The 22,830-nt window shown below is 73.5% G+C and carries 23 protein-coding genes and 2 pseudogenes; 14 read left to right on the forward strand and 11 right to left on the reverse strand.

Features of this window, described 5'->3' with window-relative positions:
* Nucleotides 1–23 precede the first annotated feature (23 nt).
* A complete protein-coding gene (locus tag ACZ3UD_RS34685; protein WP_465597048.1) occupies nt 24–737 on the forward strand; it encodes a ricin-type beta-trefoil lectin domain protein in 714 nt (237 codons plus the stop codon).
* An 84-nt stretch (nt 738–821) separates the two neighbouring features.
* On the opposite strand, the gene ACZ3UD_RS34690 is transcribed toward ACZ3UD_RS34685, so the two are convergent.
* Both ACZ3UD_RS34690 and ACZ3UD_RS34695 read right to left on the reverse strand, forming a co-directional pair.
* Nucleotides 822–3,563, reverse strand: a complete 2,742-nt coding sequence (locus ACZ3UD_RS34690) for an AfsR/SARP family transcriptional regulator (protein ID WP_465597127.1) — start codon at nt 3,561–3,563, stop codon at nt 822–824.
* Complete coding sequence (locus ACZ3UD_RS34695) at nt 3,470–3,835, reverse strand: TetR family transcriptional regulator (protein ID WP_465597052.1); 366 nt, start codon at nt 3,833–3,835, stop codon at nt 3,470–3,472. Before ACZ3UD_RS34695 ends, ACZ3UD_RS34690 begins: the two co-directional genes overlap by 94 nt.
* 407 nt (nt 3,836–4,242) lie before the next feature.
* Here ACZ3UD_RS34695 and ACZ3UD_RS34700 point away from each other — a divergent pair, with 407 nt between their 5' ends.
* On the forward strand, nt 4,243–4,689 hold the full coding sequence (locus ACZ3UD_RS34700) for a helix-turn-helix domain-containing protein (RefSeq protein WP_465597055.1): 447 nt from the start codon (nt 4,243–4,245) through the stop codon (nt 4,687–4,689).
* A 119-nt stretch (nt 4,690–4,808) separates the two neighbouring features.
* Here the strand turns inward: ACZ3UD_RS34700 and ACZ3UD_RS34705 are convergent, their stop codons facing one another.
* Together ACZ3UD_RS34705 and ACZ3UD_RS34710 are read right to left on the reverse strand one after the other, a co-directional pair.
* The gene (locus ACZ3UD_RS34705; protein ID WP_465597058.1) at nt 4,809–5,411 is read right to left on the reverse strand and encodes a ClpP family protease; all 603 of its coding nucleotides are present in this window, start codon (nt 5,409–5,411) and stop codon (nt 4,809–4,811) included.
* A 1-nt stretch (nt 5,412) separates the two neighbouring features.
* On the reverse strand, nt 5,413–6,051 hold the full coding sequence (locus tag ACZ3UD_RS34710) for an ATP-dependent Clp protease proteolytic subunit (protein ID WP_465597061.1): 639 nt from the start codon (nt 6,049–6,051) through the stop codon (nt 5,413–5,415).
* A gap of 484 nt (nt 6,052–6,535) precedes the next feature.
* Here ACZ3UD_RS34710 and ACZ3UD_RS34715 point away from each other — a divergent pair, with 484 nt between their 5' ends.
* Nucleotides 6,536–6,769, forward strand: a complete 234-nt coding sequence (locus tag ACZ3UD_RS34715; protein ID WP_465597064.1) for a CGNR zinc finger domain-containing protein — start codon at nt 6,536–6,538, stop codon at nt 6,767–6,769.
* Nucleotides 6,770–6,900: 131 nt separating this feature from the next.
* Here the strand turns inward: ACZ3UD_RS34715 and ACZ3UD_RS34720 are convergent, their stop codons facing one another.
* Nucleotides 6,901–7,149 (reverse strand): hypothetical protein, encoded by a 249-nt coding sequence (locus ACZ3UD_RS34720; RefSeq protein WP_465597067.1) that lies wholly within the window; start codon nt 7,147–7,149, stop codon nt 6,901–6,903.
* Nucleotides 7,150–7,361: 212 nt separating this feature from the next.
* On the opposite strand from ACZ3UD_RS34720, the gene ACZ3UD_RS34725 reads away from it, so the two are divergent.
* Both ACZ3UD_RS34725 and ACZ3UD_RS34730 read left to right on the forward strand, forming a co-directional pair.
* On the forward strand, nt 7,362–8,453 hold the full coding sequence (locus tag ACZ3UD_RS34725) for a vWA domain-containing protein (protein ID WP_465597070.1): 1,092 nt from the start codon (nt 7,362–7,364) through the stop codon (nt 8,451–8,453).
* A gap of 313 nt (nt 8,454–8,766) precedes the next feature.
* A complete protein-coding gene (locus ACZ3UD_RS34730; RefSeq protein WP_465597073.1) occupies nt 8,767–9,012 on the forward strand; it encodes a hypothetical protein in 246 nt (81 codons plus the stop codon).
* Between the two features lie 59 nt (nt 9,013–9,071).
* Here the strand turns inward: ACZ3UD_RS34730 and ACZ3UD_RS34735 are convergent, their stop codons facing one another.
* Complete coding sequence (locus tag ACZ3UD_RS34735; RefSeq protein ID WP_465597076.1) at nt 9,072–9,494, reverse strand: hypothetical protein; 423 nt, start codon at nt 9,492–9,494, stop codon at nt 9,072–9,074.
* Between the two features lie 514 nt (nt 9,495–10,008).
* Here ACZ3UD_RS34735 and ACZ3UD_RS34740 point away from each other — a divergent pair.
* The 4 genes and pseudogenes from ACZ3UD_RS34740 to ACZ3UD_RS34755 all read left to right on the forward strand — a co-directional run.
* Complete coding sequence (locus ACZ3UD_RS34740) at nt 10,009–11,103, forward strand: sugar ABC transporter substrate-binding protein (RefSeq protein WP_465597079.1); 1,095 nt, start codon at nt 10,009–10,011, stop codon at nt 11,101–11,103.
* Between the two features lie 168 nt (nt 11,104–11,271).
* The gene (locus tag ACZ3UD_RS34745) at nt 11,272–12,060 is read left to right on the forward strand and encodes an ATP-binding cassette domain-containing protein (protein ID WP_465597082.1); all 789 of its coding nucleotides are present in this window, start codon (nt 11,272–11,274) and stop codon (nt 12,058–12,060) included.
* Nucleotides 12,057–13,322, forward strand: coding sequence for a sugar ABC transporter permease (locus tag ACZ3UD_RS34750; RefSeq protein ID WP_465597085.1), 1,266 nt, complete (start codon nt 12,057–12,059; stop codon nt 13,320–13,322). Before ACZ3UD_RS34745 ends, ACZ3UD_RS34750 begins: the two co-directional genes overlap by 4 nt.
* 165 nt (nt 13,323–13,487) lie before the next feature.
* Nucleotides 13,488–13,763 (forward strand): annotated as a pseudogene (locus tag ACZ3UD_RS34755) (zinc-binding dehydrogenase); the annotation flags it as partial.
* A gap of 126 nt (nt 13,764–13,889) precedes the next feature.
* Here the strand turns inward: ACZ3UD_RS34755 and ACZ3UD_RS34760 are convergent.
* Nucleotides 13,890–14,471 carry a TetR/AcrR family transcriptional regulator gene (locus ACZ3UD_RS34760; protein ID WP_465597088.1) on the reverse strand — a complete coding sequence of 194 codons (582 nt, stop codon included), beginning with the start codon at nt 14,469–14,471 and terminating at the stop codon, nt 13,890–13,892.
* A gap of 130 nt (nt 14,472–14,601) precedes the next feature.
* Here ACZ3UD_RS34760 and ACZ3UD_RS34765 point away from each other — a divergent pair, with 130 nt between their 5' ends.
* The gene (locus ACZ3UD_RS34765; RefSeq protein ID WP_465597091.1) at nt 14,602–15,513 is read left to right on the forward strand and encodes a carboxymuconolactone decarboxylase family protein; all 912 of its coding nucleotides are present in this window, start codon (nt 14,602–14,604) and stop codon (nt 15,511–15,513) included.
* A 71-nt stretch (nt 15,514–15,584) separates the two neighbouring features.
* A complete protein-coding gene (locus tag ACZ3UD_RS34770; protein ID WP_465597094.1) occupies nt 15,585–16,475 on the forward strand; it encodes a DUF1906 domain-containing protein in 891 nt (296 codons plus the stop codon).
* A 158-nt stretch (nt 16,476–16,633) separates the two neighbouring features.
* Here the strand turns inward: ACZ3UD_RS34770 and dmpI are convergent, their stop codons facing one another.
* Together dmpI and ACZ3UD_RS34780 are read right to left on the reverse strand one after the other, a co-directional pair.
* Entirely contained in the window at nt 16,634–16,816 is a 183-nt protein-coding gene (gene dmpI, locus ACZ3UD_RS34775) for a 4-oxalocrotonate tautomerase DmpI (RefSeq protein ID WP_465597097.1), read from the reverse strand.
* A 142-nt stretch (nt 16,817–16,958) separates the two neighbouring features.
* A complete protein-coding gene (locus ACZ3UD_RS34780; protein ID WP_465597100.1) occupies nt 16,959–17,855 on the reverse strand; it encodes a LysR family transcriptional regulator in 897 nt (298 codons plus the stop codon).
* A 564-nt stretch (nt 17,856–18,419) separates the two neighbouring features.
* Between ACZ3UD_RS34780 and ACZ3UD_RS34785 the strand changes: the two genes are divergently transcribed.
* On the forward strand, nt 18,420–18,824 hold the full coding sequence (locus ACZ3UD_RS34785; RefSeq protein WP_465597103.1) for a hypothetical protein: 405 nt from the start codon (nt 18,420–18,422) through the stop codon (nt 18,822–18,824).
* A 212-nt stretch (nt 18,825–19,036) separates the two neighbouring features.
* Here ACZ3UD_RS34785 and ACZ3UD_RS34790 read toward each other — a convergent pair whose 3' ends face one another.
* Complete coding sequence (locus ACZ3UD_RS34790; RefSeq protein WP_465597106.1) at nt 19,037–20,239, reverse strand: MFS transporter; 1,203 nt, start codon at nt 20,237–20,239, stop codon at nt 19,037–19,039.
* A gap of 111 nt (nt 20,240–20,350) precedes the next feature.
* Nucleotides 20,351–20,884: pseudogene (locus tag ACZ3UD_RS34795) on the reverse strand (outer membrane protein assembly factor BamB family protein); the annotation flags it as partial.
* 178 nt (nt 20,885–21,062) lie between these two features.
* Between ACZ3UD_RS34795 and ACZ3UD_RS34800 the strand changes: the two are divergent.
* Nucleotides 21,063–21,794: a carbonic anhydrase gene (locus ACZ3UD_RS34800; protein ID WP_465597109.1), complete on the forward strand. Its 732-nt coding sequence runs from the start codon at nt 21,063–21,065 to the stop codon at nt 21,792–21,794.
* Between the two features lie 144 nt (nt 21,795–21,938).
* Nucleotides 21,939–22,757, forward strand: coding sequence for a maleylpyruvate isomerase family mycothiol-dependent enzyme (locus tag ACZ3UD_RS34805; protein WP_465597112.1), 819 nt, complete (start codon nt 21,939–21,941; stop codon nt 22,755–22,757).
* Nucleotides 22,758–22,830: the final 73 nt, after the last annotated feature.

Genomic DNA, 22,830 nt, shown 5'->3' on the forward strand with positions numbered 1-22,830 from the left:
CCACCGGAAGGGGTCCTTCTCGCATGCGCCGAACCTTCGCCGCCTTACTGACCGCCCTGCTCGCCCTGATGGGTGTCGCCGTCCTGCCGTCCGTCGCGCAGGCCGACACCCCCGGCAACTGCACCACCGGCCGAGGTGCCGGGATAGCCACCGCGAGCTGCGGAAACGTCCCGCCCGGCACCGTCTGGCACGTCGAGACGGTCTGCTTCTACGTCGTCCAGAACCAGCCGATCACCTACTGGGTCGCCGGCAACACCGTGGTCGGCGACGGGACGTCCAGGTCGGTCTGCCGCCCCGGTGACATCGCCACCGACACCATCCGCCCGGTCGTCATCGGCATGCAGGGCAAGCAGGGCCGCCTGGTCGGCTACGGCGGCAAGTGCGTGGACATCGCGCACGGCAGCACCAACGTCGCCACCCCGGTGCAGATCTACGACTGCAACGGCACCGGCGCCCAGTGGTGGACCCTGGGCCTGGACAACTCCGTGCGCGCCCTGGGCATGTGCCTGAACGTGGTGTGGGGCAGCGCCGACAGTCCCAACGGCACCAAGGTCGAGATCTACGACTGTGTCGGCAGCCAGGGCGAGCAGTGGCTCCCGCAGCCCGACGGCTCGCTGAAGAACGTGCTGACCGGCAAGTGCCTGGACGAACTCGGCTTCAACACCGCCAACCGCACCCAGCTGGGCATCTGGGACTGCAACGGCCTGGACAACCAGAAGTGGGTGCTCACTCCCTGACGCTCGTTGAACGCCGCTCGGCGGGCCCGCCTTCCGGGGGGAGGCCGGGGCCGCCGAGCGACGCGCCCCGGCTGCGGCCGGCCGTCAGCACCGTCCGGGCAGGGCCCGGCCCGCCCCCGGCCGTGCGGCGCGCAGGGCGCGCAGGGCCGCGTCGGCCGCCGCCTCGCCGTCGCCGTACTGGTGGGCCCGGGCGGAGCGCAGGGCGGCGTCGAGGTGGAGCGCGGCCTCCTCCGGGTGGCCGGTGGCGGCGAGCGCGCGGCCGTAGAGGGTCTGCAGCACGACCCGGCGGGTGACCGGGAAGGGCGGCTCGGCGAGGGCCAGGCCGCGGGCGGCGTGGTGGGCGGCCTGCTCGGGGTCGCCGGCCGCCAGGCACTGGTCGGCCAGGTGCTGGCGGGCGAGGGCGACGAGGTCGGTGCGGTCGGCCCGTTCGGCCAGCGTGAGGGCCTCGGTCAGCAGGGCGCGCACCCGCGCCGGCCCGCCGTGCCGTGCGTCGTGGCCGTGCCGGGCGAGGGCGACGGCCAGGTTGGCCAGGGCGACGGCCTGCGCGGTGCGGTCGCCGGCCAGGGCGGCGAGGCCGGGCGCCCGCTCCAGGTGGACGAGGGCCTCCTCGGGCCGGTCCTCCTCCAGCAGGACCCAGCCCAGCAGCGCGCGGGCGCGGGACTGGGCGCCGGGGTCGAGGTCGGCCTCGGCGGCGGCCAGGCCGTGTTCGAGCAGCGGCGCCCAGCCGTCCCGGACCTGCCACACGATCAGCGGCCACTGCAGGAGCACCAGGCGCCAGGCCCGGTCGTGCAGCCCGGCCGCGATCGCCGCCTCGACCGCGCCGCGCAGGGTGTCGCGTTCGGCGGCGTACCAGGCGAGCGCGCTCGCCCGGTCCGGGAACGGACGGACCTCGACGGGCCGCCGCGCCCCGGGCGGGGGGACGCAGCACGGCTCGCTGCCCGGCTCGGCGGCGGCGCACGCGGCGAGCATGGTGTTCACCAGGTGGTCGAGCAGGCGGGGCAGCACCTCGGCGTCGTCCTCGCCCGGGCGCGGCGGCAGGCCGCGGGCGTAGAGGCGGACCAGGTCGTGCAGGGTGTAGGCGTCGCGGCCGATCTCGACGACCAGGTGGGCGGCGGCCAACTGCCCCAGCGCGCCCGCGGCCTGGGGCAGTCCGTAGCCGGCCAGCGCGGCGGCGGTGCGGCTGTCGAGGGTGGCGCCGGTGTGGGTGCCGAGGCGGTGGAACATCCGGCGGGCCGGGTCGGACAGGTGCTGCACGGTCAGCGCCAGGGCGGCCGCGACGCTGGTGTCCTCCATGTCCAGCAGGCTCAGCCGGCCCTGCTCGTCGGCCAGTTCGTCGGCCATGGCGGCAAGGCCCCGGGTCGGGCAGGTGGCGACGCGGGCCGCCGCCAGGCGCAGCGCCAGCGGCAGCCCGTCGCACAGGGCGGCCAGCCGGGCGGCGGCCTCGGGCTCGGCCGAGACCAGCTCCGGGCCCAGGGTGTCGGCGAGCAGGGTGACGGACTGCGGCGCGGACAGCTCGGCCAGCGGGACGGGCCGGGCGGCGTCCGAGGCGACCAGCCCGCCGAGCCGGTCGCGGCTGGTCACCACCGTGACGCAGCCCTCCGCGTCGGGCAGCAGCGGGCGGACCTGGTCGGAGGTGCGCGCGTTGTCCAGGACGATCAGCATCCTGCGCCCGGCGGTCAGTTCCCGGTAGCGGGCGGCCAGCGCCTCGGGGGAGTGGGGCATCCGCTCGGCCGGCAGCCCGAGGGCGAGCAGCAGTTCGCGCAGCACGGCGGGGGTGGAGCGCTCGGGCAGCGGGCTGTGCCCGCACAGGTCGACGAACAGCCGCCCGTCGGGGAAGTCGGCCTGGCGGCGGTGGGCCCAGTGCACGGCCAGGGTGGTCTTGCCGACCCCGGCCCCGCCGGCGACCACGGCGATCGCCCCGGGGGAGGCGGCGGCCCGGTCGAGCGCGGCCAGCTCCTCCTCGCGCCCGGAGAAGCCGCGGGGGCGCCGGGGGAAGGGCCAGGGCGCGGGGGCGGTGGCGGGAACGCCCTCGACGGCCGGCGGGGCGGGCCGCGCGGTGGGGGCGTCGGCGCGCAGCAGCGCCTCGTGCGCCTCGACGAGCTCCGCCCCCGGGGCGATCCCCAACTGCTCGGCCAGGGCCCGGCGGGCGCGGTGGAACCACTCCATCGCCTCCGAGCGCCGACCGGCCTGCCCCAGCGCGGTCATCAGCGCCGCCACCAGCGACTCCCGCAGCGGGTTCAGCGCGGCCTCGGTGCCCAGCACCCCGGCCGCCGACCCGTGGTCACCGAGCCGCCCGTACGCGCGCGCCAGCTCCTCCACCGCCGCGAGCCGCAGTTCCTCCATCGCCTGCGCGGCGCACCGCAACGGCAGGCTCGGCGTCGTCCCGGCCAGCGCCGGCCCCCGCCACAGCCCGAGCGCCTCGCGCAGCGCCGCCACCGATGCGCCCGCGTTCGGCGCCGAGCGGGCCGACCGTACGAGGTGCTCGAACCGCCCGGCGTCCACCGCCGCGTCGGGCACCCGCAGCAGGTACGCACCGCCGTCGGTCACCAGCTCGACCCCGCCGTCGCCGGCCCCGTGCGCGGCCAGCACCGCGCGCAGCCCCGACACGTGGTTCTGGATGACCGCGCGCGAGTGCCGCGGCGGCTCCTCCTCCCACAGCGCCTCGGTCAGCCGCCCGACCCCCACCGGCGCACCCGGGTTCAGCAGCAGCATCGCCAGCAGACTCCGGCGCTTCACCGACCCGACAGCGAGCTCCCGCCCATCCGCGGCCACCACGGCCACCGAGCCCAACAACCGGAACTCCACCCACGCCCCCACCGAGCCCACCAGCAAATACGACAAGCATATGACGGCGGGCAACCTCCCCATCGCAGAGCGTTCCCAGACCGCCCCACGCAGTGCGTCCACCACCGGGACACAGGGCCCGACGGCCTCCAGCAGCGCCCGAGACGCTCCAACTGCTCCTCGAAGTCGCCCCACACCAGATCGTGCTTGGAGGCGAAGTACCGGAAGAAGGTCCGACGCCCGATCCCGGCCGCCCCGGCGATGTCATCCACCGTCGTCCGGTCGAACCCTGCGAGGCGAACAACCGGCTTCATCCCACGCGAGGACGAGAGCGGCGACGGGCGCGGGGATCAGGTACGGGACGACGATCGCGGAGTGGCCCCCGTCTCCGTCGCGGGATCAGCTCTGGACGGTCGCGGCGGGCACCCCGTACGCCCGTGCGGCGGACTCGGCGAAGCGCTCCTCCTGCATGGCCGTCAGCTTGTGGACCACCAGCAGGGCGAAGACCGCGGCGGCCAGCTCCGGCAGGTCGGAGGCGGTGAGCCACAGGAAGGACCGCTGTTAGGTGTCCGCGTACGTCGCCCCCGAGTTGTACTGGGCGTCGAACCGGCCGAGCACGTTGCCCGCCGGCTCCGCGACGCCGCCGGTCCGCCCGTTCGGCTTCACCGAGGGCAGAACGCCGTTCCCTTCCCCTGGCGCGCCGGATCCCTAGGCTGAAGGGGTGAGCACTCATGCGCCGAACGAAGCCCGCGTCATCCCCCTGCGCCCGCAGACCTCGCCGCCCGCATCCGGTGGGGCGGCCCGCGCCCCGCAGCGACCGGCGGGGGCCCCACCGGCACCCGCGCCGAGGGAACCCCTGTGGCGCGACCTCGTCGGCGGCGTGCTGCGGCGCGAGCGCCTCGCCCAGGAGCGCACGCTGAAGGACGTCGCGGAGACGGCCCGGATCTCGATGCCGTACCTGTCGGAGCTGGAGCGCGGACGCAAGGAGGCGTCCTCCGAGGTGCTCGCGGCCGCCGCCAAGGCCCTCGGGCTCGGCCTCGGCGACCTGCTCTCGCTCGCCCAGGACGAGTTGGCCCGGTACGCCCCGAGCCGGGTGGGCCAGAGTCGGGTGAGCGGGGGCCGCACGTCGCCCACGGCGCGGTACGACGGCCTCTGCCTCGCCGCCTGACCGAACGGTCTGACCGAACGGTCTGGCCGAACGGTCTGGCCGAACCGTCTGGCCGAACCGGCGCCCGGTACACCCCCGTCGTACCGGCCGCCGGTTCGGCCATCGGCCCCGGCGCGCGATCAGGCGAACGCGAGCCGCCGGCTCAGCACCTCGTCGGCGAGCCCGTAGGCGACGGCCTCCTCGGCGGTGAGCACCTTGTCCCGGTCCAGGTCCGCGCGCAGCGTCGCCACGTCGTGGTGCGTGTGCCGGGACAGGACCTCCTCCACCTGCGAGCGGATGCGGACCATCTCCTTGGCCGCGAGGCTGAGATCGGAGACCGTCCCCTGCCGGCCGCCGCTGGCCGGCTGGCCGAGCAGCACCCGCGCGTGCTGGAGCACGAACCGTCGCCCGGGATCTCCGCCGGCCAGCAGCACCGCCGCCGTCGACGCCGCCTGACCGACGCAGAACGTGGAGATCGGCGCCTGCACGAACGTCATCGTGTCGTAGATCGCCATCAGCGAAGTGAACGATCCGCCGGGCGAGTTGAGGTAGATCGAGATCTCGCGCTCCGGGTTCTCCGACTCCAGGTGCAGGAGTTGCGCGATGACCACGTTGGCGACCCCGTCGTCGATCTCGGTGCCGAGGAAGATGATCCGCTCGTTCAGCAGCCGGCTGAAGACGTCGTAGGACCGCTCACCGTGCGCGGTCCGCTCGATGACGTAGGGAACCGTGTACGACCCCATGTCACAGCCCCATCCGTCGACGCGAGGAGGCCGGGCGGATGTCGGCCACCGACTCCACCACCCGGTCCACGATCCCGTACTCCCTGGCCTGCTCGGCCGTGAACCAGCGGTCCCGGTCGCCGTCGCGCGCGATCGTCTCCTCGCTCTGCCCGGTGTGCTCGGCGGTGATCCGCTCGATGGCCCGCTTGGTGAACTCCAGGTTCTCCGCCTGGATCTCGATGTCCGCGGCGGTGCCGCCGATGCCCGCCGAGGGCTGGTGCATCATGATCCGCGCGTTCGGCAGCGCGAACCGCTTGCCGGGCGCCCCCACCGTGAGCAGGAACTGGCCCATGCTGGCGGCGAACCCCATCGCCAGCGTCGACACGTCGTTCGGGATCAGCCGCATGGTGTCGTAGATCGCGAGGCCCGCCGTGACCGACCCGCCGGGGCTGTTGATGTACAGGCTGATGTCGGTGCGCGGGTCCTCCGCCGACAGCAGCAACAGCTGCGCGCACACCCGGTCGGCCGACACGTCGTCGACCTGGGTGCCGAGCAGGACGATCCGCTGGGCGAGCAGCTGTGCCGCCAGATGGTCGTCGAAGCGGCTGGGCGGTGTGTCGCCCTGCTCCGCGCGGGGCGGGGGCGTGGTGAGGGGAGTCATCCGGTCTCCTTGTCGAGGAGGTCTGCCGTCGACTCCACTCTCGACCCCGGGAGCACCCCGGATGTGGTTTCTCTGCCCGCCGCAGATTCGCCACGGGCAGAGACGCCCGCCCGGCCCCTCGCGCGCGGCGGCCCGAAGAACGCCCGGCGGGACTCCGACGATCAACAACTGTCCTGAATCGCGCAGGGCGAGGACACCCCCACCACGGCCCGGATGACCTGACGGCGCGGAGCCGGGCCCGTCCTCACGTGAGGGCGGCGTCGAGGAAAAGGACGCGCTCCAGCGGCGGCAGCCACTCGTTCAGCGAGGCGGTGCCGAAGTCCAGCCAGGGCTCGCAGCGGTCGAAGGCCCGGACGTACCGTTCCTAAACAGTGTCCAGGAGTGAACCTTGAGTCCACGTCCCGGTACTGCGCGCATCCCGAACGGTTTTGGGTACGCTGGCCGCCCGCGTTCCTTGAGTGTCCCCGTTCGGGCAGCGTGCATCGTGTGCACGGTCCGTGACGGGGCGGCGGGTCCCGGCCACGCTCGGCGCTCTCGCCCACGATGCCGCCGCCCTGCTCACCGGCCCGCCCGCCGCGACCTGCGGGCCTGTCACGGGCCGGGCTGCGTCCAGGTCTTCGTCAAGGACCACCCGCGCCGCGAGTGGTGCGGCCCCGGCTGCGGCAACCGTGCCCGCGCCGCCCGCCACTACCACCGCCAGCGCGGGCACTCGGCGTAGCGTCCGGGATCCGACTCGTCCACGACCCGGCCACCACCCACTCCCGGCGCGCCCGCGCGGAGATGAGCGCCCGCCTCGCCGCCAACGGCAACCCCCGGTAGCGCCGGCCCCACCGCCCCCGCGGTGAACCGCTACCGGTCCGGCGCGGCGGTCTCGATCGCGGCGAGCAGACGGGCGTGGACCGTGCCGGCGGCGTCGCGGGTGGCCGGGTCCGGGTCGTCCAGCTGCCCGGCGATCAGCTCGGCGGCCGCGGCCAGCACCGGGACCGGCACGGCGGCGGTGCGCAGGTGGAGCAGCTGGGAGGCGGCGCGCTCACCGGCGGTGGTGGCGCGCGTGGTGGGGATGAGGTGCTGGAGGCCGCGCGGGAGCTGACTGGTCATCCGGCCATTGTCCCGGCTCCGGCGCGGACGCCTACCCTGCCGCACCCGACGGCCGTCGAGGCGGGCGACATCCTCGCCGGCGCAGGCGGAACGGGCCGGAACGGGCCGGAACGGGCCGGAACAGACTGTCAGTGCCCCCTCCTACTGTTGGGAACAACGCCGGAGGGGACGCCGAAAAGGCGCCGAAAGAGCGTTGGAAAAGGGGTAGAGCCATGTCTGCGAACCGGATCAAGCACAAGGTCAACCATGTCTCGCTCGTGGTCGACAAGTCCGGCTCGATGAGCCAGCACCAGGAGCAACTCGTCCGCGTGGTCGACGAGTTCGTGAAGGGCCTGCAGGAGGAGTCCGACCGGCTCGGCCACGAGACCCGCATCAGCCTCTACGCCTTCGACCACGAGGTGCAGAACCTGGTCTGGGACATGGACGTCAAGCACCTGCCGTCCCTGCGCGGCCTCTACACGGTCGACAACGGTGCGACGGCGCTGATCGAGGCGGCCGTGAAGTCCGTCGACGACCTGAAGAACATCTGGGAAGGCTACGGGGAGCACTCCTTCCTCCAGGTCGTCGTCACCGACGGCGAGGAGAACGCCTCCGGCTGCTCGCAGAGCGGCCAGATGCACACCCGCATGGGCGCCGGCCAGGGCAAGGCCGTCCTGCGCTCGTGGATCGACCGCATCCACGGCGCTATGGACAACCTCCCCGACCACTGGACCTCGGCGATCCTCGTCCCGAACTCCCTGGCCAAGCGCACCGCCCAGGAGTACGGCTTCCCCGCGGGCAACATCGCGATCTGGGACGCGGACTCCAGCAAGGGCGTCGAGGAGGCCATCGGCACCGTCAAGAACGCCGCCACCAGCTTCCTGCGCGGCCGCGAACAGGGCGTGCGCGGCACCAAGAACCTGTTCGCCATGGGCCAGGACCTGAACACCGCCGAGGTGAAGGCCAACCTCGACGCCCTGGACACCGGCAAGTACATCCTGATACCGGTCGACCAGCAGACCCAGATCCGTGACTTCGTCACCAGTGCCGGCCACACCTACAAGACCGGCTGCGCCTTCTACGAGCTGTCCAAGCGCGAGAAGATCCAGGGCAGCAAGCAGCTCGCCGTAGCGGAGAAGGACCCGACCACCGGCCGGATGACCGGCAGGGTGTTCTCCGGCCCGGCCGCCCGCCAGCTCCTCGGCCTGCCGGCATCGGAGGCCACGGTGAAGCCGGGTGAGAACCCCTCGTACACCGTGTTCGTCCAATCGACCTCCGTCAACCGCAAGTTGGTGCCGGGCACCAAGCTGCTCGTCCTGCTGTAGCCGCAAACCACGACCCGGCAGCCGGACTCGCAGGGGCGCTGCCGAATCCCCCCGCACACGCCGAAAGACCGCCCCGCACCTTCTGCAGGAGCCCCATCGGTGGCGAGCCGCTCACGGGGACCGAGGACGTCGAGCGCTGCTCCCCACCCCAAGGGTCCGTACGACCGATCGCCGCGACCGCGCCCACCGAACTCCGGCGGATCGCCCGCACCCGAGGCCCGCGCGCCTGTCCGCGACCCGCACCACGCTCCTCGCCGCCGGATCCGTCCTGCTCGCGGCCCTCGGCGAGCCGTCCTGGTGGCGGGCGTTCGCGGTGTCCGTCCTGCTCGCCGGCCACCTGCTGCTGCTCGACGCGCTGGGCTCCCGCCGCCCGAGCATCCGCCCCGCCTCCGCGGCCGCCGCCCTGACCGCCTCGCTGCTGGTCCTGCCGTCGGCCTTTGCCCCCACCGCGGCGGGGGAGTGGTCCCGCCCCCTCGCCGTGCTGGGCCTGGCCGCGGCCGCCGTCGGCGTGGGCCTGGCCCTACGCCCGGAGCCGACGCCGCCCCCTGACGGCTCGTGAACGCCACGGTGGGGCCGGCCCTTCATTCGGACCGTCCCCACCGCCGGGTCGCCCGGCGCCTACCTGCCGTCCCGGCGCAGTTCCTCGAACAGCGCGGACTGGCCCTCCAGGAGGCTCTCCAGGAACCGGCTGTGCTTGGTGAGCGTGCTGCTCTGGGTCTCCAGGGTCCGGGTCTGGGCCCGCAGGAGCACGGTCTGCTCCGCCTGGCCGGAGACCATGACACCGACGGCATCGGCGAGCCGGGTCATCGACTGGCGCTGCCCGACCCGGTCCGCGTGGACCGCGTCCGGCACCGGGGTGCGCTCGGGCGCGCTGGGGCGGACCTGCGCGCCGTCACGGTCGGTCGGCGCCGCCGGCGCGCGCGTCGCCGCGGACTCCTCGCGCAGGCGGTCGACCTCCGCCTCCAGCGCCGCCAGCCGCGCCCGCAGGTCGTCCAACTCGCCCATGTTCTCCACCGTCCAGTACCCTCCCCGGCCGTTCACGGCCATTGACGTGCGGCTTCAGCCTAGTCAGCCCATCTCCGCCTCCTCCCGTCGGTCCCCGAGGGGAGGAGGCGGCCGAGTCATCCTCGCGCCGTCACTGACGCGGCATCAGGATCCCGCCCCTGCGGGTGAGTCGGGCCGCAGGGGTCGGCCGGGCCGGGGCGTCCCGCCGGCGGGGCCGCCAGCCGCGGAGCCCGTATCCGGCTCGCGGAGGACACTGAATCCGACACATCTTGAACACATCTGCCCCGCAAGTGGCCGGGCGGCTCCCCTGGCGCCCGGTTCGTCGACCAGGCCCAGCGGACCGCCCACCCCACACCGGCAATTGTTACTGACAGTTTCCGCCCGCGCCTCTCCGTGTTCGCGGCGCCTTTGGTGAATGCGTTCAGGAAGATAACGAAAAGGCCTGGCATGGTCTCGTATTGGATTTACTTCTTGACTCCATCTGGCGTGTAAGGGTTGACTCCCTCCCACCCCGCCGCACCGTCGCGGCGACGTCAGGGAGGCACCCCACATGAACGCAACGATGCGTCGCGCCGTCATCGCCACCGCAGCCGTCTCGATGGCCCTGTCCATGGCCGCGTGCGGCAAGGCCGGCGGCGACAAGAAGGACTCCGCCGCCTCCGGCGACAACAAGTCCATCGGTCTGCTGCTGCCCGAGAACGCGTCCTCCACGCGCTACGAGTCGTTCGACCGCCCGTTCATCGAGGCCAAGGTCAAGGCCCTGTGCGCGGACTGCAAGGTGCTCTACAACAACGCCGAGGGCAGCGCGGCCAAGCAGAAGCAGCAGTTCGACACCCTGATAGCCCAGGGCGTGAAGGTGATCGTCCTGGACGCCTTCGACGCCACCTCCACCCAGGCCTGGGTCCAGGAGGCCGCCGCCAAGGGCGTGAAGGTCGTCGCCTACGACCGCCTGGCCACCGGCCCGGTCGCCGCCTACGTCTCCTTCGACAACGAGAAGGTCGGCGAACTCCAGGGCCAGGCCCTGCTGGACGCCCTCGGAGACAAGGCCGCCGACGCCAACATCGTCATGATCAACGGCGACGACGCCGACCCGAACGCCGGCCAGTTCAAGGCCGGCGCCCACAAGGTCCTCGACGGCAAGGTCAAGAAGGTCGTCTACGAGCAGTCCGGCGAGTGGAAGCCCACCGTCGCCGGCCAGAAGATCGGCGCCGCGATCACCCAGCTCGGCAAGGACGGCTTCCAGGCCGTCTACTCCGCCAACGACGGCATGGCCGGCGCCATCATCACCCAGCTCCAGGGCGCGGGCATCAAGGTCCCCGTCGGCGGCCAGGACGCCGGCCTCGACGCCGTCCAGCGCATCGTCAACGGCGACCAGGCCTACACCATCTACAAGGCCTACAAGCCGCTCGCCGACAACGCCGCCGAACTGGCCGTCGACCTCCTGCAGGGCAAGGACGTCAAGTCCGTCGCCACCGCCACCGCGGACAGCGCCACCGACAAGGGCATCCCCGCCAAGCTGCTCGACCCCAAGGTCGTCACCAAGGCCAACATCAAGGACACCGTCATCGCCGACGGCCTCTACAAGGCCTCCGACATCTGCACCGCCGACTACGCCGCCGCCTGCGCAGCCGCCGGCCTCAAGTAGCCGCCCGGGCGGAGCTCCCCACCTCCCCGGGGAGCACCGCCCACACCGCGCGGCGGGCCCCGCCCCGCCCCGGCACCCCCCTTTTCGACGCTCATCCGCCCGCCCCGCACGGCGCGCGGGCCAGCCCGGCCGCCGACCCACCATCACGGCGCGCACGGGAAGAAGGAGATGGTTCACGTGACAGGCGCACCCGTACTGGCGTTGCGCGGGGTCTCCAAGCGCTTCGGCGCCGTCCAGGCACTGACCGACGTGCACCTGGAGGTACACGCAGGCGAGGTGGTGGCCCTGGTGGGCGACAACGGCGCCGGAAAGTCCACGCTGGTGAAGACCATCGCCGGCGTCCACCCCATCGACGAGGGGACGATCGAGTGGGAGGGCCGGGCGGTCTCCATCGGCCGCCCGCACGACGCCCAGGCCCTCGGCGTCGCCACCGTCTACCAGGACCTCGCCCTGTGCGACAACCTCGACGTGGTCGGCAACCTCTTCCTCGGCCGCGAGCTCAAGCGCTTCGGCACGCTCGACGAGGTCGCCATGGAGAAGCGCGCCCGCGAACTGCTCGACACCCTCTCCATCCGTATCCCGAGCGTGCGCATCCCCATCGCCGCCCTCTCCGGCGGCCAGCGCCAGGTGGTCGCCATCGCCCGTGCCCTCGTCGGCGACCCCAAGATCGTCATCCTGGACGAGCCCACCGCGGCCCTCGGCGTCGAGCAGACCGCCCAGGTCCTCGACCTCGTCGAGCGCCTGCGCGACCGCGGCCTCGGCGTCATCCTGATCAGCCACAACATGGCCGACGTCAAGGCCGTCGCCGACACCGTCGCCGTCCTGCGCCTGGGCCGCAACAACGGCGTCTTCGAGGTGGCCGCCACCTCGCACGAGGAGATCATCTCCGCCATCACCGGCGCCACCGAGAACGCCGTCACCCGGCGCCAGGCCCGACTCGCGGAGGAAGCGAAGTGACCACCGAACAGACCACCCCGGCCAAGCCCGCCCCGACCACCCCCGCGGTCGACCCCCGCCTGCTCGTCCGCGAGGCCGGCCTCGCCGGCTACCTCGCCGAGTTCAAGCGGAAGATGAAGAACGGCGACCTCGGCTCCGTACCCGTCGTCCTCGGCCTGATCCTCATCGGCGCCATCTTCCAGAGCGTCACCGGCGACTTCCTCAACGCCGACAACCTCACCAACATCACCAAGTGGATCGCCGGCCCCGGCCTGATCGCCGTCGGCATCGTCTTCGTGCTCCTCCTCGGCGAGATCGACCTCTCCCTCGGCTCCGTCTCCGGCGTCTCCGCCGCGATCGCCGCCGTCCTGTCCGTGCGCTCCGGCTACAACGAGTGGCTCGCCTGCCTCATCGCCGTCGCCGCCGCCGTCGCCATCGGCGCCCTGCACGGCTTCTTCTTCGCCAAGATCGGCGTCCCGGCCTTCGTCGTCACCCTCGCCGGCCTGCTCGCCTGGAGCGGCCTGCAGCAGTACGTCCTCGGCGACAAGGGCACCGTCAACGTCGTCAACGACGGCGTCCTGGCCAACCTGGACACCTACTTCCTCGGCGACGGCGACATCGCCTACACCTGGGGCCTCGCCGTCCTCGGCATCGCGCTCTTCGCCGCCGGGCAGATCCTCGACGCCCGCCGCCGGACCGCCGCCGGCCTCACCGCGCGCCCGGTCGGCGAGATCGCGCTGCGCACCGGCGTCCTCGCCGTCGTCGCGCTGACCGCCGCGTACACGCTCAACCAGGACCGCGGCCTGCCGCTGCCCCTGCTGGTCTTCCTGGCCGTCGTCGTCATCACCGACTTCGTCCTGCGCCGCACGAGCTACGGCCGGCAGATCTTCGCCGTCGGCGGTGGCGTGGAGGCCGCCCGCCGCGCGGGCATCAACGTCGCCTGGGTCCGGATCTCGGTCTTCATGATCTCCGCCGGCATGGCGGCCCTCGGCGGCCTGTTCATCGCCTCGCAGCAGGGCTCCGCCGACAAGCTCCTCGGCGGCGGCAACGTCCTGATGAACTCCATCGCCGCGGCCGTCATCGGCGGCACCAGCCTGTTCGGTGGACGCGGCAAGACCTGGTCCGCCCTGCTGGGCATCCTGGTCATCCAGTCGATCATCACCGGCCTCGACCTGGTCCACGTCAACCAGGCCGTCCAGTACATGATCACCGGCGCCGTCCTGCTCGCCGCCGTCGTCCTGGACTCCGTCTCCCGCCGCACCCGCAAGAGCGCCGCGCGCTGACCCGCCGTCACGCGCGGCACGGGGCCGGTCCGGTATCCACCCCCTCGGGTACCGGGCCGGCCCCGCCGTCCTCCGGGGGCCCGCGAAAAGAACGGGATGCCTTCCCTGCGGTTAACTGTTACGGCAAGTCAGAACGGTTAGTGCAACCTCCCCCTCTACGCGCAGGTGCTCAACCCGTTCGGCCGGATCGTGGCCATCGACGACGTCGACTCCCTGCCGATGGGCCTGCTCAAGGCGAAGAGCATCGCGTTCCACTGGGAGTCGATGTACACGCGCTCACGGTTCGCGACCGCCGACCGGGCCATGCAGCACCACATCCTCACCCAGGTGGCGCGCCTGGTGGACGCCGGCGTCCTGCGCACCACCGCCACCCGGGACCTCGGACCCGTCAACGCCGCCAACCTCCGCGAGGCCCACCGACTACAGGAGTCCGGTACCGCCATCGGGAAGACGACGCTGACAGGATCTGAACCCGGCTCCCGGGCGGACGCGCGAGGCCGTCCGTGGAGGGTGTCCGCCGCGGACGGGCACCCTCGACCCGCTGCGCCCGGCGTGTCGGAGCGGGCGTCAGGAGGGGCGCAGACCCTCCAGGACGGTCTCGACGAGCAGGGGGCTGCGCAGGGTCTCCTCGGGTCCGGCGCCGAGCAGGATCCGGTAGTAGACCGGGGCGTAGAGGATGTCGACCATCGTGCGGGTGGGCAGGTCGGCCCGGAGCTCGCCGGCGGCCACGGCGGCGTCGAGGCGGCGGACGCACCGCCGGATCCGGGGTTCGAGGAAGGTGGCGCGTAGGGCGGCGGCGAGGTCGGGGTCGCTCTGGGCCTCGGCGATGATGCCGCGGTAGAGCGCTCCGATGTCGCCGGTGAGCATGGCGGCCACGGCGGTGAGCTGGGCGGTGAGGTCGGCGGCGATGTCCCCGGTGTCGGGGAAGTCCATGGAGTCGCCGATCCGGTCGTTGACGGCGTCCAGGGCGATCGCGCCCTTGGACGGCCACCAGCGGTAGATGGTCGGCTTGCCGACGCCCGCGGTCGCGGCGATGGCCTCGATGGTGGTCTTGCCGTACCCCTTGGCCCCGGCCACCTCGAAGACGGCGTCCAGGACGGCGCGGCGGGCGCGTTCGCTTCGGCGTTCGGGGTTCGGCTGGGGGGTCATGGCCCGAGTCTAGCCCAGACGTGACGTTACGTTTCGTTTTGACAGTCGGCTCCGGGTCGTCCTAGCCTCATCGGCGTTACGAAACGTTTCGTAACGTTGACTGCTGCTCACGAACCCAAGGAAGGCCGCCATGACCACCGCCGCCGTCTCCCCGTCCGTGCCCGTGGCCGTGTCCCCGTCCGCCGACCGCTTCGAGCGCGGGCTGGCCCTCCTGCACGAGATCGCCGGCCCCGAGGGCTCGGACATTCTGAACGGCCTCGGCGACATCGCCCCGGACCTCGCCCGGCTGACCGTCGAGTTCGGCTACGGCGATGTGTACGCCCGTCCCGGCCTCACCCTCGCCCAGCGGCAGCTGATCAACGTCGCCGCCCTGACCGCGCTGGGCACCGCGGCCCCGCAGCTGCGCTTCCACATCGACGGCGCCCTCAACATCGGCGTCGAGCCCGCCGAGATCGTCGAGACGGTCCTCCACATGGCGGTCTACGCCGGCATCCCGGCGGCGCTCAACGGCATGGCCGTGGCCAAGGCCGCCTTCGCGGCCCGGCCGGAGCTCGACGTCACCCCCGCGCGAAGCGGCACCGACGGCGAGCAGACGCTGCGGGAGCGCCACGAGCGCGGGCTCGCCGCGCTCAAGCGGGTCGACGGGGAGGCCGGGGAGCGCGTCGTCGCCTCGCTGGCGGACATCGCCCCGGTCTTGGCCGACTACATCGTCGACTTCGCCTTCGCCGACGTCTACTCGCGTCCCGCCCTCGACCTGAAGACCCGTGAACTGGCCACGGTGGCCGCCTGTACCGCGCTCGGCACCGCCGCCCCGCAGCTGCGGGTCCACCTGCACGGGCTGCTCAACGTCGGCGGCACCCGGGAGGAGGCGATCGAGGCGATCGTCCAGATGGCGGTCTACGCGGGCTTCCCGGCGGCCCTCAACGGGATCGCCGCCGCCCGCGAGGTGTTCGTCGAGCGCGACGCGGCGGGCCGGGCGGGGGAGTGGACGCCCTCGCCCGCGGGCCGGCCGACCGCGGGCGAGCCGAACGGGGGTACGTGATCCGGGTGAACGGACGCGACGCGGCGCCGTGATGGCACGGCAGGCCCGCGCCGGACGGCTAGGACGGGGGGATGCGCCTTCCCTCTCCGACCGCGCTCCTGGCGGTCTCGCTCGTCATGCTCCCCGGTACCGTCCACGGGCGCGCTCCCGGCACGTGGCAGCCGGCCGCCGTACGGTCGACGGCACCTTCGGCCGCCCGTCCCGCGCCCCTCGCCGCGCCGCCCGACGGCTCCACCGAGCCGCTGCCGGAGTACCGGTTCACCGGGGCCGGGTTCGACGCCTGCTCGGCCCCGCCGGAGGAGGCCTTGTACGTCTGGCGCACCGCCTCGCCCTACGGCGCGGTGAACATCTACAGCAGCGGCGGCCAGCGCGGCTGCGAGCAGCCCCGGTTGACGCCCCAGTGGGTCGCCGCGGTCCGGGCGATGGGCTGGAAGCTGGTGCCCACCCACGTCGGACTCCAGGCACCCTGCGCCGAGCGCGAGGACAAGCCGCTGCGGATCGACCCGGACCTGGCCGAGGAACAGGGCGCACAGGAGGCGGGCGAGGCGGCGGCGGCGCTGCAGGCGCTGGGGCTCGGGCCGGGCAGCCCGGTGTACCTCGACATGGAGGCCTACCCGGCGGGCGACGCGGTGTGCAGCCGCGCGGTGATCGACTTCACCGCCGGCTGGACCCGGGCGCTGCACGCGGCCGGGTACCGGTCGGGCTTCTACTCCAGCATGGACTCCGGCATCGCGGACGTCGTCGCCGCCGCCCGGGCCGGCCGCGACCCGATGCCCGACGCGCTCTGGTACGCCCGCTGGGACGGGCGCCCCACGACCAACGGACAGGCCGGGCTGCCCGACGACCTGTGGAGCGGCCACCGCATCCACCAGTACCGGGGCAGCGCCGACGAAACGTACGCGGGAGTGACGCTCAGCGTCGACCCCGACGAGCTGGACGGCCTGGTGGCCGGCGGGGACTGAACCATGACGGGCCGTCCGGGACCGGCCGCGGGTGCCGTGCGCCGCAGCGCGTCCTCCCGCTCCCGGCCCGCCGGTGCTGGCCACCGCACCCGGAAGGGCGTGGCCTGCACCGGCCTGTCGTGCCGCATCGGGCCGGAACCGGGCCGGAACCGGGCCGGCTACCGGTCCGCGGTGAGCTTGCCGGCCGCGCCCCAGTTCTCCGCCTGGTACTCCTGGATCCACACGAACACGCTCTCGGCGGGAACCTCCAGGGTCTCCACGAAGGCCTCGGTGACCCTCTTGACCAGCTCACGCTTCTGCTCGACGTTGCGCGGGCCCTGCTGAATGGTGACGATCGGCATCTTCGGCTCCTAACCGGGATTCCCTACCGGGGATTCCCTACCGGGGATTCCCTACCGGGTCTTCCTCTGCCGGTTTTTCCGGCTGGGAACAGTCCACCCGATCGGGGCGCCCGCACCCAGACCCGAATCGCTCTGGCAGCGATCACGAATCCTGATCGTCCCAGGTCGGGGCCGTCTGGCGGCAGGCTTCCAGGAGCAGCCCAGGGAACGGGGCCGAGCGCCGGACGGCGATCGAGGTCGGCAGGGCCAGCGGGGTGCGGCAGGGGCGGAAGGCGACCCGATGGGTGTTCACCATCCGGGCGTTGGCCGCGTACACCACCGTCCACATCGGGATCCCGGCGCCGATCGCGGCCAGGGTGTCCTGCAGGGTGCTGTGAGCCGGGCCCAGGACCGGCTGGAAGCCGACCTGCGCGCAGGCACCCATCACCAGGTCCACCAGCGCCGGGTGGTTACGGCGTTCGGTCAGCCGCAGCGGCAGGGCGGCCAGTTCCGCGAGATCGACCTCAGCCTGGTCGGCGAGGGCGTGCCGGGCGGGCAGCGCGAGCACCAACTCGTCCTGCCAGACGGGCAGGAAGCGAAGATCGGCGCTGTTCTCGGCGATGGCACCGCGCACGAACGCGGCGTCGAGGCGGCCGTCCGCCAGCCGCGCGAGCCGCTCCCGCACCGGGGCGGAATGAAGTTCGACGCGCACGCCGGGGGCCCGCCGCTGGTAGGTGTCCAGGATCAGGTCGAGCCGCTCGCCGAGCCCCGTGATGGTGCCGAGCCGCAGCACGGCGGGTGCGGCCAGATCGGCGGCGAGGGCGCGGGCGGCGTCCTCGGCGGCCAGCACGTCCCTGGCGGCGGGCAGGAAACGCTCGCCGGCCGGGGTCAGCCGGACGTACCGGGGCGAGCGGTCGAACAACTCGACCTTCAACTCCCGCTCCAGACGCCGGACCTGCTGGCTCACGGCGGGCTGGCCGAGCAGCAGCCTCTCGGCGGCCCGGCCGAAGTGCAGTTCCTCTGCGACGGCGACGAAGCAGCGCAGCTGCCGTAGCTCCATGCGGTCCCCCTGCTCGATCAGCCGACGGGGCCCATCGTCGCAGGCCAGGCCCGCGGCCCCGGCGACGCCCCCGCCGCCGGGGGGCTCGGCCCGTCACCTGGCCCTGTTTCCGCCAGCCCTTCCGCACGGGACGGGGGACCTCCCCACGGGCCCGTACACCTTCGCCCGCCCCGCCTGCGAGGCCGCGCTCACCGAGCCGCTCCACCTCGCAGGGGATCCACTGGCGCCCCACGCAGAGACGATGCCTTGACATCCTCCCCCGGCTAGAGCCGGGGGATTCCTCCCGCGTCTGCGGCACGGGTATCCGTGGGTCGCAGGTCGCCGAGGCGGGTTCCCCGTTCCACGGGCCGTGCCTGGCGTGGGATCGCCACGCCGGGACCGGTGTCCGGACCGCGCACCAAACCGCCGCCACCGACGTCCAGCATTGCCGACTGTTACACGACAGTGACGTTCCGCACCCAACCGGTGGCGTCGAGTGAGGCGTCCCACCGGATGACAGCGCCCGAACCACACCGACCGTGTCTTCGGGCCGAACGACCACCTCCCCCTGAAAGGGGTGCACCCGTGATCGTCTCCAAGCGGAACTCCCTGCGCCTGGCCGCCGTCGCCGCCCTCAGCGCGCTCCTCCTCGGTACGGCGGGCACCGCCATGGCGGCCGCCCCGGCCGCCCCGGTGGCCTCCTCCGCCTCCTCCGCGTCCGCCGCCATCACCGCCAAGCCGGCGGTCTCGTCCGTCCAGACCTGGCAGCTGTTCCGTGTCACCGGCGCCACCACCGGCCTCAAGGCCGGAAGCACGGTGACCCTGCAGCAGAAGCAGCACGGCACGTGGGTCACCCTGCCGGCCTCCGTGCACACGACCCGCAACGGCTCTTACTCCCTCGGCGTGAAGCTCGGCATCAAGGGCCTGAACGAGCTGCGCATCATCAGCAGGAACACCGCCTCTCCCGTGTTCACCGTGACCGTGCGCTGACCCACGGCCCACAACCCACAACTCCCGCACACCCGACGGCCCGCCGCGTGCAGTGTCCTCGCACACGGCGGGCCGCCGCCGTCCGGTGCGGGTGAGGCCCGGCCGTCCGGCCAGTGCTCCGCACGCCGGGCAACCCGCCCGCGCGATCCGGTCGCCGGTCGGCCGCCGCCCGGGTCGCGGTCGTCGGGTGGGGGACTGCCGGCGGTCGCGGTTCAAGCCTCGATGCTCGCCCGGCGCAGCAGGTAGACGCCGGAGGCGGCGGCGAGGAGGGTCATGCAGGCGGCGAAGACCAGGCCGGCGTGGGCCAGGCCGAGCGGCCCGGTGAGCAGGCCGACGCCGATGACGGGGATCGAGATGCCGAAGTAGGCGACCACGAAGAGCGCCGAGAGGGCGCCGCCGCGGTGCTCGGCGGGGCTCGCGGCGGCGACCTCGCCCACCGCGCCACGCAGGCCCATGCCCTGGCCGGCGCCACCCACCAGCGCGGCCAGCACCAGGGGCGGCAGGACGGTCCAGGCGAGCGAACCCGCCAGCAGCGCCAGCCCGCCGATCAGCACCAGGCAGCCCAGGGGGACCGCCCGCGCGGTGCCGAACCGGGGGACGAGGAGCTGGCCGAGGGTGGAGGCGAGGAAGACCGTGAAGACGACCAGGCCGACGACCGCGCGGTTGTGGACGTTCAGGCCCTCGGCGAGGAAGGCGGGGCTGACGGAGGTGAACAGGCCCAGCAGGGAGAAACCGGCGAAGGCGGCGATCCCGGCCGGGACGAACACCCGGCGCACCTGCGGCGGCAGGTCGGGCCGGTTGGGCCGGGCGGCGCGCAGCGGGCGGGTGCCGGCGACGGTCTCCGGTAGCAGCAGGAGGAGGGCGAAGGACGCGGTGAGCAGCACCAGGTGCACGGCGAACGGCAGCACCAGGGGGTAGGGCGCGTACTGGGAGAGCAGGCCCGACAGCAACGGTCCGCAGCCGAGGCCGCCCATGTTGGCGGCGGTCGCGACGAAGCCCGCGCGGCCCCGCTGCCGTGGCGGGGCGAGCTCCAGCACGTACGCGGTGGCGGTGCCGGTGAACAGGCCCGCCGACAGACCGGACAGCAGGCGGCCCAGGCACAGCAGCGGCACGCTGTCCGCGGCCAGGAAGACGACGGCGCTGCCGGCCGCGCAGACCAGCCCGCAGAGCAGGACGGGACGGCGCCCGACGGCATCGGAGGCGTTGCCGACCAGCAGCAGGACGCCGATGACGCCGAAGGCGTAGACGGCGAACACGACCGTCACCGTCAGCTCGGAGAAGCCGATCCGCTCCTGGTAAAGCCCGTACAGCGGAGTCGGCAGGGTGGTTCCGGTCATGCAGACGGCGAAGGCGAAGGCGGCCAGGAGGTAGCCCGTCCGGGCGACAGCGGGTCGAACAGTCCGATGATCGGTCACCGACCCACGATAGGCACGCCACCCGGCCGCACCCGCGGCTCACGGGCGCGCGCTGGGCCGACCGGCCGTATTCCACCGAGAGGTCCTCGAACGGCGCGGCCGTCAGGCCGGTCAGCCGCGTCGGGCCCGGGTACGTCCCGCTTCGTCGTACGTCCCGCTTCGTCGCCGGGCGGTCCTCCCGGCGCCGGCGGTCCGCGTCAGGCGATCTGCCGCCTGCGCTGCCCCGGGGCGGGGCGGCGGCCGGTCAGGGCGTCGACCGCCACGACCGTGCCCTTGACGCCCGTCACGTAGACCAGGCCCCCGGCCACCGTGGCCGCCGAGCAGGAGCCGTCGCGCAGGTGGTTCCCACCGCTTCCGGCCGGTGTGTGCGCCGGTCGCGACCAGCGTGCTGGGGAGGGTATGGCGCAGCGCGAACTGCGACATGGTCGCGGTGTAGACCACACCGTCGGCGACGGTGGGCTCGGCCGAGGCGCCGACGCGGGTGTTCCAGCGCTCGACGCCGTCGGCGGTGCCGACCGCGCGCAGCAGGCCGTCCTCGCCGACCGGGTAGACGGTGTCGCCCGCGACGGCGGGGGTATGGATCACCCGGTCCTGCGCGTGATGGCTCCAGCGCGGTTTGCCGGTGAGCGCGTCCAGGGCGTAGCAGTGCTGGCCGGCGCTCCGGTGGGGGGTTCACCGCCGTCCGGGCGCGTTCTGTGGGCCGTTCGCGGCAATGTGGCCCGCGCCCGCCCGCGCCTGTCGCCGGGACGCCCACGCCACGCTGAACAATTCGGCCTGGTCGAGACACAGGGACGTGTCCGAGTGGCATCGAGGGGAACAACCGATGGACGGAGCCGGACACCCGAGTCGTAGGGCGCTGCTGGCCGGCGGGCTGGTGGGCGCCGCGGTCGCGCTCGCGGGGTGCACGACGACCAGGGCGGCCTCGCCCGCGACCAGCGCTTCGCCGGAGGCACGGCCCACCACGCCGGCCGCGGCGTTCACCAGGCTGATGGATGGCAACAAGCGCTGGGTGAGCGGAGACCTTCAACACCCCAACCGGGATCCGAACCGGCGTCAGCTCGTGGCCCAGGAACAGGAGCCCTTCGGGTCGATCCTCTCGTGTATCGACTCGCGAGTGCCGCCCGAGCTCCTCTTCGACACCGGCCTGGGCGACCTGTACGTGATGCGCACGGGCGGGGAGGCGGTCGGCCCGGTGGTCACCGGTTCCGTCGAGTACGGGCCCATGACGAGTGGCACCCCGCTCATCGTGGTCCTCGGGCACCAGCGCTGCGGCGCCGTCAAGGCGGCGTACGAGTCCATCCGTGACGGCAAACCGTTGCCCGGCAACCTGCAGGCCATCGTCAAGGCCCTGCAGCCGGCGTACGACCAGGCGGTCCGGGAGGGTGGCGCCGACCCGGTCGAGACCATGGCCCGTGCCCAGGTCACGCTGACCGCGGCCGACCTGCGCGCCAACCAGGACCTGGCCCCACTCGTGGCAAAGGGCGCCCTCGCCGTGGTCGGCGCCTACTACTCGCTCGACACGGGCCAGGTGGAGGTCCTGGCGGGCGCCCCCTGACCGGTCGGACGAGCCCGACGGGCGCGCTCGCCCCACCTGGCGGGCCTTCGTCGCCGCTGTCCGCACCGACCCGGAGGGGGAAGCCGGTCCTGACCGCGTCACGGGTCTGGACAGCGGTGCGCGAGTCGGTCAGTGTTCGACGTCATGACTCTCCCGCTCCCTGAGCACGGCCCCGGTGCCGCGCGCGGCGCACTCTTCGAGGCGGTCACCGCGGTCGGTGACGAGGCGGTCGCGCTGCTCGCCGGCTGCCGCGGCGACACCCCGGTACCCGGCGCCGAGTGGACGGTCGCCGAGGCCGCCGCCCACTTGGCGATGGCCAACGAGCTGATGGCCGCGCTGGCCGCCGGCGAGGAACGGCCGTACGGGGACGGCACTGCGGGCTCGCTGGCCGCGGCGAACGCGGCCTCGCTGGCCGCGCGGCCGGAGCGGGACCCGGCCGTGCTCGCCGAGGAGATCGCCCGGCAGGCAAGGAAGTTCACGGCGGCGGCCGGTCCGCGTGCCGGGACCGAGCCGGTGCTGACCCCACTCGGCCCGATGGACCTGGACACCCTCGGCGCCTACCTGCTGACCCACATGCTGGGCCACCTCTACGACATCGCCGTCGCCCTGGGGCGGCCGCACCCGATCGACCGGTACCGCGTCGGGCTGACGATGCCGTTCCTGCGGGCGGCCATGCCACGGGTGACGGACGCCCGCGCCGCGGCCGGCCACAGCGCCTGCTACCAGTTGCGGGTGCGCGGCCTGGGAGCCTTCGCGGTGACCTTCACGGACGGCGTCGCCGTGGTGAGCCAGGAGCCGCCGCGGCGCCCGGACTGCACGATCCTCACCGAGCCGGTGGCGTTCCTCCTCATCGCGCTGGGCCGCTGCACCGCCATCGGCGCCCTCGCCCGGGGCAAGGTGCTCGCCTGGGGCCGCCGGCCGTGGCTGGCCCCGGCCTTCCCCGGGCTGTTCGCCGCCCCCTGAGCACGGCCGGCGAGGCCGGCGGGAGTGCGTACTCCAGGACGACCACGGACGCATCGGGGCCCGGTGGACGGCC

It is taken from the genome of Kitasatospora sp. NPDC023118 (assembly GCF_055560875.1).

Excerpts from the sequence above, each read along its gene's own strand:
- ACZ3UD_RS34720 (WP_465597067.1), bottom strand. The coding sequence starts at position 7,149 with ATGACCAGTCAGCTCCCGCGCGGCCTCCAGCACCTCATCCCCACCACG.
- ACZ3UD_RS34740 (WP_465597079.1), top strand. The coding sequence starts at position 10,009 with ATGAACGCAACGATGCGTCGCGCCGTCATCGCCACCGCAGCCGTCTCG.
- ACZ3UD_RS34770 (WP_465597094.1), top strand. The coding sequence starts at position 15,585 with ATGCGCCTTCCCTCTCCGACCGCGCTCCTGGCGGTCTCGCTCGTCATG.
- dmpI (WP_465597097.1), bottom strand. The coding sequence starts at position 16,816 with ATGCCGATCGTCACCATTCAGCAGGGCCCGCGCAACGTCGAGCAGAAG.
- ACZ3UD_RS34800 (WP_465597109.1), top strand. The coding sequence starts at position 21,063 with ATGGACGGAGCCGGACACCCGAGTCGTAGGGCGCTGCTGGCCGGCGGG.
- ACZ3UD_RS34685 (WP_465597048.1), top strand. The coding sequence starts at position 24 with ATGCGCCGAACCTTCGCCGCCTTACTGACCGCCCTGCTCGCCCTGATG.
- ACZ3UD_RS34695 (WP_465597052.1), bottom strand. The coding sequence starts at position 3,835 with ATGAAGCCGGTTGTTCGCCTCGCAGGGTTCGACCGGACGACGGTGGAT.
- ACZ3UD_RS34805 (WP_465597112.1), top strand. The coding sequence starts at position 21,939 with ATGACTCTCCCGCTCCCTGAGCACGGCCCCGGTGCCGCGCGCGGCGCA.
- ACZ3UD_RS34765 (WP_465597091.1), top strand. The coding sequence starts at position 14,602 with ATGACCACCGCCGCCGTCTCCCCGTCCGTGCCCGTGGCCGTGTCCCCG.
- ACZ3UD_RS34760 (WP_465597088.1), bottom strand. The coding sequence starts at position 14,471 with ATGACCCCCCAGCCGAACCCCGAACGCCGAAGCGAACGCGCCCGCCGC.
- ACZ3UD_RS34705 (WP_465597058.1), bottom strand. The coding sequence starts at position 5,411 with ATGGGGTCGTACACGGTTCCCTACGTCATCGAGCGGACCGCGCACGGT.
- ACZ3UD_RS34710 (WP_465597061.1), bottom strand. The coding sequence starts at position 6,051 with ATGACTCCCCTCACCACGCCCCCGCCCCGCGCGGAGCAGGGCGACACA.
- ACZ3UD_RS34745 (WP_465597082.1), top strand. The coding sequence starts at position 11,272 with ATGGTTCACGTGACAGGCGCACCCGTACTGGCGTTGCGCGGGGTCTCC.
- ACZ3UD_RS34725 (WP_465597070.1), top strand. The coding sequence starts at position 7,362 with ATGTCTGCGAACCGGATCAAGCACAAGGTCAACCATGTCTCGCTCGTG.
- ACZ3UD_RS34780 (WP_465597100.1), bottom strand. The coding sequence starts at position 17,855 with ATGGAGCTACGGCAGCTGCGCTGCTTCGTCGCCGTCGCAGAGGAACTG.